The sequence below is a fragment of the Pyxidicoccus sp. M6 genome, assembly GCF_055568925.1.
Genome location: NZ_CM145714.1, coordinates 4460105 through 4472040, shown reverse-complemented (window position 1 = coordinate 4472040; position 11936 = coordinate 4460105). Strand labels below are relative to the sequence as shown.

At 70.5% G+C, this 11936-nt stretch carries 10 protein-coding genes; 3 read left to right on the top strand and 7 right to left on the bottom strand.

Annotated elements, in window-relative coordinates:
* Positions 1–116: 116 nt before the first annotated feature.
* The 6 genes from ACVTJA_RS17865 to ACVTJA_RS17840 all read right to left on the bottom strand — a co-directional run bounded on the left by ACVTJA_RS17865 (position 117) and on the right by ACVTJA_RS17840 (position 7656).
* Positions 117–1271, bottom strand: coding sequence for a dienelactone hydrolase family protein (locus tag ACVTJA_RS17865; RefSeq protein ID WP_465837638.1), 1155 nt, complete (start codon positions 1269–1271; stop codon positions 117–119).
* Entirely contained in the window at positions 1268–3193 is a 1926-nt protein-coding gene (locus ACVTJA_RS17860; RefSeq protein ID WP_465837637.1) for a two-component system sensor histidine kinase NtrB, read from the bottom strand. Before ACVTJA_RS17860 ends, ACVTJA_RS17865 begins: the two co-directional genes overlap by 4 nt.
* A 95-nt stretch (positions 3194–3288) precedes the next feature.
* Positions 3289–4248: a TIGR02757 family protein gene (locus tag ACVTJA_RS17855; protein WP_465837635.1), complete on the bottom strand. Its 960-nt coding sequence runs from the start codon at positions 4246–4248 to the stop codon at positions 3289–3291.
* A 119-nt stretch (positions 4249–4367) separates the two neighbouring features.
* Positions 4368–6410 carry a M20/M25/M40 family metallo-hydrolase gene (locus ACVTJA_RS17850; RefSeq protein ID WP_465837634.1) on the bottom strand — a complete coding sequence of 681 codons (2043 nt, stop codon included), beginning with the start codon at positions 6408–6410 and terminating at the stop codon, positions 4368–4370.
* A 181-nt stretch (positions 6411–6591) separates the two neighbouring features.
* Positions 6592–7059, bottom strand: a complete 468-nt coding sequence (locus tag ACVTJA_RS17845) for a MogA/MoaB family molybdenum cofactor biosynthesis protein (RefSeq protein WP_465840432.1) — start codon at positions 7057–7059, stop codon at positions 6592–6594.
* Positions 7060–7338: 279 nt separating this feature from the next.
* On the bottom strand, positions 7339–7656 hold the full coding sequence (locus tag ACVTJA_RS17840; protein WP_465837632.1) for a Rieske (2Fe-2S) protein: 318 nt from the start codon (positions 7654–7656) through the stop codon (positions 7339–7341).
* A gap of 67 nt (positions 7657–7723) precedes the next feature.
* On the opposite strand from ACVTJA_RS17840, the gene polX reads away from it, so the two are divergent.
* Genes polX through mrtX form a run of 3 tightly spaced genes read left to right on the top strand, consistent with a single transcriptional unit; the run spans position 7724 to position 10843 of the window.
* The gene (gene polX / locus ACVTJA_RS17835) at positions 7724–9478 is read left to right on the top strand and encodes a DNA polymerase/3'-5' exonuclease PolX (RefSeq protein WP_465837630.1); all 1755 of its coding nucleotides are present in this window, start codon (positions 7724–7726) and stop codon (positions 9476–9478) included.
* Positions 9479–9497: 19 nt separating this feature from the next.
* Positions 9498–10121, top strand: coding sequence for an MXAN_2756 family trypsin-like serine endoprotease (locus ACVTJA_RS17830; protein WP_465837628.1), 624 nt, complete (start codon positions 9498–9500; stop codon positions 10119–10121).
* Positions 10118–10843 carry a myxosortase MrtX gene (gene mrtX, locus ACVTJA_RS17825; protein WP_465837626.1) on the top strand — a complete coding sequence of 242 codons (726 nt, stop codon included), beginning with the start codon at positions 10118–10120 and terminating at the stop codon, positions 10841–10843. The genes ACVTJA_RS17830 and mrtX overlap by 4 nt, the downstream gene beginning before the upstream one ends.
* Before the next feature lie 7 nt (positions 10844–10850).
* Here the strand turns inward: mrtX and ACVTJA_RS17820 are convergent, their stop codons facing one another.
* On the bottom strand, positions 10851–11786 hold the full coding sequence (locus ACVTJA_RS17820; RefSeq protein WP_465837625.1) for an alpha/beta fold hydrolase: 936 nt from the start codon (positions 11784–11786) through the stop codon (positions 10851–10853).
* Positions 11787–11936: the final 150 nt, after the last annotated feature.

The following is an 11936-nucleotide window of genomic DNA, read 5'->3' as shown; positions in this document are numbered from 1 at the left end:
ATGTATCCGCCGAGCCAATCGGGAAGCCATGCACGTGCGCCGATGTCACCTTCGTGACGCCCGCCCGGCTGTTCCGTCCTCGTGTAACGGGTTCGTTGCAGGGCCAAGCGTCCCGCCTACTCGTCGAGCAGCCCGGCCCAGAATCCCACCAGCCGCCACACGTCTCCGGCGCTCGCCTGCCGGTCCACCTCCGCGTGGGAGATGAGGGGCGTGGCCAGTTGATGGACCTCGGTGTGCGGCCGCAGCGCCTTCGCGAGCAGCACGGACTCCATGGCGGGAATCACCGTGTCGCCCTCACCGTGCAGCAGGTACACGGGCGAGGACGGCGGCGGAGAGCGCTCGGGTGACAGCGACGGGTCCGCGGCGAAGGTCTTCACGTACGGCAGCAGCAGCGGCCCCAGCGCCGCCACGTCGCGCGTGTTGACGTACTTCATCAGCGTGGTGGCCGGCTCGGCCATCTCCGCTTGCATCGCCCGCGCCTTCGCGAAGGTCTGCTCCGCCAGGGCCCCGTCGGTGAGCGTCAGGTGCGAGGCGCGCAGGAAGGTGCGGATGCCCGCGCGCAGCGGCTCCACCTGCTCGGGAGGCACCAGCCGGTCCGCCACGTTGAGCAGGATGACCACCACGCCGTAGTCGTGCGGCGACAGGTGGCGGCCGTCCGGGAGCACGCCGGTGCACAGGAAGGACAGCACGCGCGGCAAATCCCCATGCCCGCCGAACGAGAGCGTCGCGGCCACCTTCCCCTTCAGCGCCGGCCGCCCCGAGGCCACCACGGACAGCCCTCCGGAGAAGCTGATGCCGAACAGGGCCACCTTCCCGTCGGGCGCCAGGTCCGCGCGCGACGCGGCCCACCCGGCGGCGTCCTCGATGATGTCCGCCAGGCGCGGGGTGATTTCGTAGCGGAGCAGGTCCGGCGGCTCGGGGGTGAGCACCAGATGCCCGCCCGCGGCCAGGTCTCCCGCGAGCTTCACGAGGCGCGGCTCGTCGATGCCGTCCGCGTGCACGCCCGAGGTGAGCACCACCGTGCGCCCCCGCGGCTCGCGGGGACGGTACAGCCGCGCGCGCACCTCGCCGTGGCGCGTGGGCACACGCAACTCACTGACGTCGAAGGGCCCGGTGCCCCAGCGGGCGACGGTCTCCGCCGGCTCGCCCTTCATGCCCGCGGCGCGCAGCACGAAGGACAGGCCGCGCTGCCAATCCGCCCCTGCCCACAGCGCGAGGCCCAGCAGCAGCGCCAGCGACGCGGCCAGGGCCCTGCGTCCGGCGCGGTTCACTGGAGCAGGTGCTCGACGAAGGTGCACAGGCGCTCGCGCTCGAAGGGCTTCTCCAGCAGCCCGCGGGAGTGGCGGCCGACGAATTCACGCGCCTGCGGCGTGAAGGCCCCGCCCGTCATCAGCCCGGTGCGCACCACCAGGTCCGGAGCCAACCGCTCCAGCTCCACCACGAAGTCCATCCCGCTCATGCCCGGCATCATCAGGTCACACAGGATGGCATCGAACCGCTCGCCTTCCGAGAGCAACTGAAGTGCCTCGCGCGCGCCCTGCACGGCGCGGACGTCGTACACGTCCCGCACCAGCCGGCTCACCGAGCTGCCCACGGAGGGCTCATCGTCGATGAGCAGCAGCTTCCGGCGGGGGGCCGCCGGGCGCGCCACGCGCGGCCTCGTATTCACGGACGGGATGGCCGGCTCCGGCGCGAGCGCGGGCAGCAGCACGCGGAAGGTGCTGCCCCGGCCGGGTGCGCTGGAGACCTCGATGCGCCCGCCCATGGCCTGCACCAGGGTGAGGCAGATGGACAGCCCCAGCCCGGTGCCCTCGCCCACGGGCCTGGTGGTGAAGAACGGGTCGAAGATGCGGCGCTGCACCTCGGGCGGCATGCCGTTCCCGTTGTCCGTCACCTCCAGCTCCACCTGGCCGTTGCGCGTGGTGCGCAGGGACAGGCGCACCTCGTTCTCGTCCGCGGGCCGCTCGGGAAGCGCCTGCAGCGCATTCACCAGCAGATTCACCACGACCTGGCTCAGCCGCACGTCGTTGCCGTGCACGCGCGGCACGGGCTGCAGCATGCACACCAGCCGGGCCCGGTGCGACAGCTCGTTGCGCACCAGCCGGAGCGCGGCGTCCACCACGCGTGACACGTCCACCGGCGCGAGGCGCTCCTCGTCCGCGCGGGCGAAGGTGCGCAGGTCACGGACGATGGCGCAGACGCGCCCGGCACCCTCCTCCGCCTCCGCCACCACCTCTCGCAATTCCGGGAGCGCGTCCGGCGACACGAAGGGCTGCCCCAGGCGCTCCTTGAGGAAGGAGAGGTTGGAGCAGACGTAGGCCAGCGGGTTGTTGATTTCGTGCGCGACGCCAGCGGCCAGCGTGCCCACGGAGGCCATGCGCTCGGCCACCATGAGCTGCGACTCCAGCCGCTTGCGGTCCGTCACGTCGCGGATGACGCCCACGAGGAAGCCCTCGCCGTCCGCGCTGATGAAGGTGCCCTTCTTCGTGACGATGGTGCGCGTCTGGCCAACGGGGTTGGTGTGCTGCTCCTCGTTCTCGTCGGTGCGGCCGGAGCGGAAGACCTGCTCGTCCTTGCGCCAGAAGACGTCCGCCTCCTGCGCGGGGACGAAGTCGTAGTCCGAGCGACTCAGCAAGTCTCCGGGCGAGGAGCCCATGAAGTCGCAGAAGGCGCTGTTGACGGCGACGAAGCGGTGCTGCCGGTCCTTGATGAAGATGGGGTCCGGCACCGCGTCCAGCGCGCTGCGCAGGAAGTCCGCGGTGCGGCGCATCGCCTGGGCGTCCACCGCCGCGTGCTCCGCTCGAAGCCTGCGCGTCAGCGACGCCAGCCGCGCGCCCCAGTGCGTGCCCGGTGGGGCCACGCACTCGTCGGCACCGGCCCGGCACAGCGCCTCGGTCTCCGAGGGCGGCCGACCCGTCAGCACCACGAACTGCGTGCGAGAGGCGACGCGAGACTCATCCAGCCGGCGGCACCAGGCGAGGGCCTCCTCCAGCGGGCCGCCCTCGTCCCACGCCACGAGCAGCCCCTCCGTCATGGAGCCGGGAGCCAGGGCCTCGGAGACGCGAAGCACGTAACAAGTGCGCCCCGCGTCGGACTCGCGCAACCCGCGCTCGACTTCCTCCGCCACCGCGGACGGCACCGCCACCAACGTCGCGTGCACTCCTGTCGCTCCTCGGCCTCGAACAGGACCCATGTCCGCCGGCATGCAAGTCCCGGGGCCACCCTGGATTGCACAGCCCCGGAGCAAAACAATCAACGTCGGCGGATATTCGATGCACCCGCACTCATCTATTTGGTGGCCTTACGGACCCGCCGGGTCGCCATTGCCACCACGCGAGGGCCCACAGCGCAGGCGACCAGGAGGGGGCAGCGAGCGCAGTTCTCCGGCACCGGCTGGGCCGGGCAGGCGCCGCTCATTCCGTAGTGGCAGAGGGCGAAGTCGTAGCGGACGGGGTCGGCGGCATCCAGGGCACGCAGGGACGCGGTGACCTCCTCGGCCGTCCGCCACGTGAGGTCCTTGCGCTTCGTGAAGCCCAGGTACTTGGAGATGCGACCAATATGGGTGTCCAGCGGGATGACGAGTGCGGACGGCGGCACGCGCTTCCAGATGCCGAAGTCCACCGCGTCCGGGCCGCGCACCATCCACCGGAGATAGAGATTGAGCCGCTTGGCCGCGCCCGTGCCCAGCGGCGAGGGCAGCAGGTGGTGCAGGCCGCGCTCCGGGCCCATGGCCGCGCGCAGCGCGTCCATCTCCGGAAGCTGGCGCAGGGCGGTGGTGAAGGCGTCGAGCGCGCCGTGCAGCGTGCCGCGCGCCTCCAGTCCCTTCACGAAGAGGGCTTCCAGGCTGCCGTGCTCGCGCAGGGCGCGGCCCATGCCGAGCAGCAGCACTGCGACGTCGGTGCCCACGTTGAAGCGGTAGACGAAGCCGGACAGCAAGGCGGCGGCGCCGGGCACGTCGAGCGCACGGACGAAGGCCGCGGGAGAAGGCCCCATGCGCTGGAGGAGCGCGTCCACCTTGGGGCGGAACAGGTCCGCGCGCCCGTACGCCAGGGACGCGGCGAGCAGCGCGCTGACCTCGATGTCGCGAGGGTCCTCGTAGCGGTGGGGGAACTCCACCGGGTCGAAGGCGATGCGGGCGCGAGAGTCGGTGGAGGCCAGGAAGGCATCCAGCCTCGGGCGCAGGTGCTCGGCTGCCCGGGCGCTCAATCCACTGCCACGGCTGGTGCGCTTCGAAGAGCGCGGTGTCACGTCGGAGGCTCCCAATGCCACTGGAACTTCAGCCCGGGGGCCGGGCTTCCCGGGCCCTCTTCACGAGGGCCCGGACGTCCCCCTCCCTCATGGCGGGAGGAAGGGGGACGGAGCGCAGACTACTGCACGGCGAAGATGAGGTCGTCGTGGTCGTTGTAGTTGCCGGTGCCGCACGCGGCCGCGCTGCCGTTGTAGCGGAAGCGCGCGCGCACCGCCTGCACGGTGCCCGAGGGCAGCGTGTAGTTGGCCGACAGCGTCTGGATGCCCTTCGCCGTCGGCGTAATCGTGCCGATGAGCGTCCAGGCCGGGCTGTTGGCGTTGGCCGTGTAGTACAGGTCCAGCTTGTCCGCCGTGGTCGAGTACACGAAGACGGTCGCCTCGACCTTCACCGTCTTGCCCGCGGCGAACGGCGTGCCGTCCAGCGTGGACACCTTGATGCGGTCGTTCGACTCGTCCACGTGGTACGAGCCGGAGAGGCCGTCCGTGCACGAGCCGGCGATGGTGTTGGGCTGGTTGGGCTCGGCTCCGCCGGACAGCGTGCCGCGGCCGTTGAGCAGCGTGCCGGAGTCGCACGAGGCCAACGCCGAGAAGCACCGGGGCGCCTTCAGCGTGGAGTCATACGCCGCCGCGGTGCTGGTGTTGCTCACCGTCACCGCCACCGCGCTCGTCGTCGCCGTGTTGCCGAACGCGTCGTACGCCTTCGCGGAGATGCTGTGGCTGCCGTTGGTGGTGCTGGCGCTGTTCCACGCGTAGCTGTAGGGCGACGCCGTCGCCGTGCCGGCGACCGCACCGTCCACCAGGAACTCCACCTTGCTGATGCCCGAGGCGTCCGAGGCGTTCGCGGACAGCGTCACCGTGCCCGTCAGCGAGCTGCCCGCCGAGGGCGCCGTGAGGGCCACCGTCGGAGGCGTGGTGTCCGCCGACGCCAGCGTGCCCTTGGCCAGCTCGGCGACGTACACCGACGCCACCTTCGCGAACTTGAGCGCGTGGTTCGCGGTGCTCCCGCTCTTGTCAATCGTGTCGTTCACCGTGTGGATGTACGGGTTGTACTGGCTCATCAGCGACTCGAACGGAATCGACGCGGGGAAGCCCGCGTTCGTCCACGAGGCGTGGTCCGAGCACGCGTAGCCGCACGAGGACGTGCTCTTGGTCAGCGTGGGCAGGTACGTGGACATCAGGCCGGTGATGAAGGTGTTCTGCGCCGCGTTCGTGTAGTCCGTCATCAGCACCACGTCCCAGCTCGAGCCCTGGTAGTTCGTCATGTCGAGCTGCATCACACCGATGACGTTGGTGCCCGCGGCCTTGTACGCGTTGGCGATTTCCTTGGAGCCCACGAGGCCGACTTCCTCGGCGGCGTAGGCCATGAACTTCACCGTCTTCGCCGGGTGGTAGCCCTGGAGCATCGCCACGCGGATGACCTCGGTGAGCGTGGCCACGCCGGACGCGTCGTCATCCGCGCCCGGTGCGTTGCTCGTGGGCGAGGAGGTGGAGTCCAGGTGCGCGCCCAGCACGACGACTTCCGTCGGCTGCGCGGTGCCCGTAATCGTCATGACGACGGACTTCATCGCCGTGTTGGTGTGGGTGTAGAGCTCGACGGTGACGTCGGAGCGGCCCGCCGCGTAGGTCTCCCACTGCGTCTTCAGCCAGCTACCCGCCGAGTTGGCGTTCGTCGTCGTGTGGTAGCGCGTCCCGAATCCCACCAGCGAGCCGATGGTGCTCTTGATGTTGGACTCCTGCACCGCGTTCGCCAGGCCATTGGCCACGGCGGGGTTGTCCGTGGTGTACGTCGCGAGCGACGCCATGCCCTTCTGCGACGACAGGCCGTTGAGCGCCTCGAGCGCCTCCGCCTCCGACTCGTGGTAGATGAAGCCACCACAGCGGTTGGCCTTCGCGTGCATCTCCCGGGCGATGGAGTTGAGCTGGGACTCGCGCACGCGCAGCGCGGTGATTTCGCCCTTCTGGCCCGCCAGCGTCGCCGCCGCGAGGCCCTGGGCGGCCAGCGCCGAGTTCACGACCTCCAGGGCATCCGTGCCGACGGTGATGTAGACCTCCCGGTCCTGCTCGGGGGCCTTCGCCAGGGGGGCGCTCGCTTCAGGGGCCTTCGCGAACGCCGAGACACAACAGAGCACCATGACGACTGAAGCCAGGCGCTTCACGTTCATATGCTTCTCCACTGCGGTGTGCGGGGGGACGGCTACTGCGAACCAGCAGGAATGAATTTTCCCGCCTTCACCGTCAGTGTGACATTTCCTGAGATAACTGGGAATCACTGTCGCTCGTGAGACAGCCATGAGCCACGGTGAGCCGTCTCAACCCCCGCCCCGAGGAGCGATAGGAACGTCGTCAGCGCGTCAGTTCGCGCACCGCATGGCCCAATTCGGGGAGGATGAGCGCGTCCAGCGCCAGCCGCACCGCCTGGGGCGAGCCCGGGAGGGCGAAGAGAATCATCCCCTGGTACGTGCCGGCGGTGGCGCGGGACATCATGGCCGCGCTGCCCACCTGCCGGTACGACAGCATGCGGAAGAGCTCGCCGAAGCCCGGCAGCTCCTTCTCGAACAGCGGACGCAGCGTCTCCACCGTGCAGTCGCGCCGGCCAATGCCGGTGCCGCCGGTGAACAGCACCGCGCGAGCCCCCGCCGCCTGCGCCTGGGCGAGCGCGCCGCGGATGGCCTCGGCGTCGTCCTTCACCACCACCGAGCCCGCGACCTGGTGGCCGGCGGACTCCAGCCCTTCGCGCAGCACCCGCCCGCTCTCGTCCCGCGCCGCGTCACGCGAGTCCGAGCACGTCACCACGAAGGCGCTCACGTGCACCGGCGCGCGGGCCTTGTGCTCCGCCGCGACACCCGGGGCCGCGTGGTCATGGCCGTGCGGAGGGTGGTGGTGATGCTCGTGCCCGTGCTCATGCCCGTGGTGCGGATGCCCGGGCCCATGGTCGTGCGAGTGGTCATGACCGTGGTCGTGGTCATGCGAGTGGTCATGCCCGTGCGAGTGGCCGTGGGAGTGCGAGTGGCCATGACCGTGGTCATGGTCATGGTCGTGGTCGTGCCCGTCGTGTGCCATGAGAGGTGCTCCGGTGCGCGCGTGGCGCGGTCAGGTGTTGTCGGGCAGGTCGACGACGAGCTCGCCGTCCTTGACCTCGACCTGCACTGTCGGCTGGTCGTCACAGACGCCGGGGGACGTCTCGTTGCGGCCGGTGTCCATGTCGAAGCCGACCTCGTGGCACGGACACACCACCATGTTGTTCTCGACGCGGCCACCCGACAGCAGACATCCCGCGTGGTTGCACCAATCATCCAGGCCCTTGTAGCGGCCCTGAATCTTCGCGATACACACGTTGCGCTTGCCGACTTCGTAACCGCGCATTTCCCGTTCGGCGAAATCCGCCGGGCCCAGCTTGATCTTCGTCATCGCGGTCTCTTTTCCCACAATGCGGTGCGCCCTGCACCCCCGTTCCCCGGGCATTACCTTCTCCCCCGTGACTCCAGACGTCAGCCAACCGAGCGTCGACAAGGCGGCAGTCGCCCAGGTCCTCCGGGACATCGCGCAGTTGCTCCAACTCCAGGGCGAGAGCGGCTACCGCGTGCGTGCCTACGACATGGGCGCGGACCGCATCGCCGGGCTGCCCCAGGAGCTGGGTCCGCTCGTCGCCGAGGGCCGCCTGGAGAGCCTGCCGGGAATCGGGCCCGCGCTCGCGGAGAAGATCACCGAGCTGGTGACCACCGGCCGGCTCGGCTACTACGAGGAGCTGAAGTCGAAGTTCCCCGCCGGCCTGCTGGAGCTGCTGAAGCTGCCGGACATCGGCCCGAAGAAGCTGGCCGTCCTCTGGCGCGAGCTGGACGTGGGCAGCATCGAGGCCCTGGAGCGCGCGTGCCAGGAGGGCCGCGTGCGCCAGCTCCGCGGCTTCGGCGAGAAGAGCGAGGCGAAGATTCTGGAGGGCATCGCCGTGTACCGGCGCGCCCGAGGCGAGCGGAAGCTGCTGGGTGAGGTGCTGCCCGTGGCGGAGGCGCTGCTGGAGCAGGTGAAGGCCAGCCCCGGCGTCGTGCGCGCGAGCCTCGGCGGCAGCGTGCGCCGCCGCGCGGAGACGGTGGCGGACGTGGACATCATCGCGTCCGCGAAGGACCCGGGCCCGGTGCTGGACGCGCTCGCGAATGCGCCGGGCGTGGCCACGGTGCTGGGCAAGGGCGGCAGCAAGTGCTCCGTGCGGATGACGCAGGGGGATTTGCAGGTGGACCTGCGCGTGCTGCCGGACGAGGACTACGCCACCGCGCTGCACCACTTCACCGGCTCGCGCGCGCACCACATCCGCCTGCGCAACCTGGGCCACGAGCGGGGCCTCAAGATTTCCGAGTGGGGCGTGCACCGCGAGGACGGCACCAAGGTGCCCGTCACGAACGAGGCCTCGCTCTACGCGCTGCTGGACATGCAGTACGTCCCGCCGGAGCTGCGCGAGGACAACGGTGAAGTCGAGGCCGCGCGCGAAGGGACGCTGCCGCGGGAGCTGGTCACGCTGGAGGACGTGCAGGGCGCCGTGCACGCGCACAGCACGTGGTCCGACGGGAAGCACTCGCTGGAGGAGATGGCGCGCGCCGCGCAGGCGCTGGGCCTCAAGTACCTCACCGTCACCGAGCACAGCCAGGCGGCCATCTACGCCGGCGGCATGAAGGTGGAAGACCTGAAGCGCCAGTGGGACGAAATCGACCGCGTCAACGCGGCGGTGCCCGGGATGCGCCTGCTCAAGGGCATCGAGGTGGACATCCTGGAGGACGGCGCGCTCGACTACCCCGACAGCGTGCTGGAGCAGTTGGAGCTGGTCATCGGCTCCATCCACGTGCGGCATGGCATGGACGAGGACCAGATGACGCGGCGGCTGCTCACCGCGCTGGACAACCCGCACCTGCACATCCTCGGGCACCCCACCGGCCGCCTCATCCAGAACCGCGAGCCGTACCCGCTGCGCATGGAGGAAATCCTCGAGCGCGCCGCCGAGCGCGGGGTGACGATTGAAGTCAACGGCAAGCCGGCGCGGCTGGACATCAAGGCCGAGTACGTGCGCCAGGCCGTGAAGCTCGGCGTGCGACTGGTGGTGAGCTGCGATGCGCACCGCCAGGAGGACCTGCGCAACCTCGCCTATGCCGTGGCCACCGCGCGCCGGGGCTGGGCTCGGAAATCCGACGTTTTGAATACCCTGCCGGCGGACCGCTTCCTCGCCGCGCTGCGCGCCCGCCGGTGATAGGCTGCGGCGCGAGCCGATGTCCCGCCTGCCGCCGCTCCTCCTCTGTCTCGTTCTCCTCACCCTCCCCGCCCTCGCGGACGAGGCCCGTCCCTCGCGCGCGGACCTGCAGCGGGTGATGGAGCTGCACACGCGCTCGGTGGTGCGGGTGCGCGGGCCGAAGGAGACCGGCCCCGGCGTCATCGTGGGGTCCGCCGGGCAGGTGCTCACCGCGTTGGGCCCGGTGGGTGAGGATTTCGTCGGGCTGAATGCCGCCACGGTGGAGCACGACGGCAAGGCCCTGCCCGCGAAGGTGGTGCTGGCCAATGCTGCGCTCAAGGTGGCGGTGGTGGCCGCGCCGGACGGTACCTACCCCGCCGTGCCGGTGAGGCTGCTGAAGGACGGCGACAGCCTCGCGGGACGGTGGGTGGTGGGCGTGCTGCCCGCGACGCGGCGGGAGCCCGCACGGCCCGTGTCCGCGCAGGTGAACCGCACCGCCCCCCTGCCCTTCTTCGACGTGCCCCTGGCCCTGCCTCCGGGCAGCCCGGTGTTCGACGGGGACGGGCGGCTGGTGGCGGTGGTGGTGCAGCGGCACAAGCGCGGCTGCCGCGTGCTGCCCCTGGGCGAGGTGAAGGTGCAGCTCGCGTCGGCGGACGGGACATGAGTCAGGCGATGACGACGCAGTGGCGCCCGAGCGCCGTGCAGGAAGTGCTGGGCCTGTGGGCGGTGGGCTTCCTGGGCATCATCGTCGCGTTCCTGCTCTTCGGCGGCACCAGCATCCCCAAGCTGGTGGCCACGGTGGGCTTCCTCTACCTGCCGCTCATCCCCATGCGCTGGCGGGACGAGGACTACCGCGACTACGGGCTGTCCCTGCGCGCGTGGCGCGAGGACGTGCGCCTGTTCCTCGTGTTGTCCGTCATCGTCGGGCCGCTGTTCTTCGTCGCCTTCGCGGGCTTCGCGGAGGTGATTCCCCACCTGCCCCGTTGGCTGGCGCGCTTCATCACGCCCATGGTGGGCGAGCCCCACTTCCAGTTCCGCCTGCCCCCGCGCTTCGGCGAGTGGGTCATCGACCAGCTCTTCGTCGTCGCGCTGCCGGAGGAGTTCTTCTACCGCGGCTATGTCCAGGCGCGGCTGCGCGACGCGTGGCCGCAGGGGCGCGTCGTGCTGGGCGGCAGGCTGGGCCGCGCCTTCTGGGTGACGGCGGTGCTCTTCGCCCTGGGCCACCTGGCCATCTTCCAGGCCTGGCGCCTGTCGGTGTTCTTCCCCGCGCTCCTCTTCGGCTGGATGCGCGAGCGCACCGGCACCGTCATCGGCTCGTCCCTCTTCCACGCCGCGTGCAACCTCTACGTGCGCATCCTGGAGGTGTCCTTCTTCGGCGGGCCGTGAGGCGCCTTCAGCTCTTCGCGAAGGCCAGCAGGTCGGCGTTCAGCCGCTCCAGGTGGGTGACGAAGAGGCCGTGCGGCGCGCCCTCGTACACCTCCAGCCGCGCGCCGGGGATGAGACGCGCCGTCTTGCGCCCGGTGAGCTCCAGCGGCGCGGACGCGTCCTTGTCGCCGTGGATGACGAGCGTGGGCAGGCGGATGCGCGCCAGCTCGGGACGGAAGTCCGTGGACGTCATGGCGCGGTTGCAGTCGATGACGGCCTTCATGGAGCAGCCGCGCATCTGGCTCATGATCCACTCCACCATCGCCGCCGACGTCTCGGGGACGAAGAACGGGCGCGCGTTGTCCGCCAGCCACCCGGGGAAGTCGCGGAGGTAGAAGTGGTTGCGGACATACTCGAAGACCGCCGCGTCGACGCCGTCCGGGTTGTCCGCCGTCTTGAGCAGGAACGGCGTCACCGGCGCGAGATACACGAGCCGCGCAATGCGCCCACGGCCGTGGCGCGACAGGTAGCGGGTCAGCTCGCAGCTCGCTATCGAGTGGGCCACCACCGTGACGTCACGGAGGTCCAGCGCGTCCAGCACCGCGGCGAGGTCATCCGCGAGCGTGTCGAAGTCGTAGCCCCGCCCCGGGTCGCTGGAGCGGCCGTGCCCACGCCTGTCGTACGCGATGCAGCGCAGCCCCTGCTCGGACAGCGGCTGCATCTGGTACGCCCACATCTCCGAGGTGAGCGCCCAGCCGTGGAGGAACACCACGGGCCGGCCCGAACCCCAGTCGCGGTAGTACAGCTCCACGCCATCACGGGTGCGGATGATGGAGCCGGACTGCACCTGGCCCCTCGCTTCGCCGGGCCTGCCGCTCGGGGACAGCCATTCGCTGCCCTCGGCCACGAGGCTCATGCCCACGCCCGCCGCCACCGCCGACTTCAGAAGGTCTCGCCTGTCCATGATTGCTCTCGCTTTCGAATGGAGCGTGGGAGTCATCCCGCGGGGCCCAGGCGGGCCCGCGCGCTCACGAGGGCAATGTGCGCCGACGAGGTGCGTGTCTCAATTACGCGCGAGGTAATGGGACTGCGTCGGCGCGCCGAGCTGCTGCCC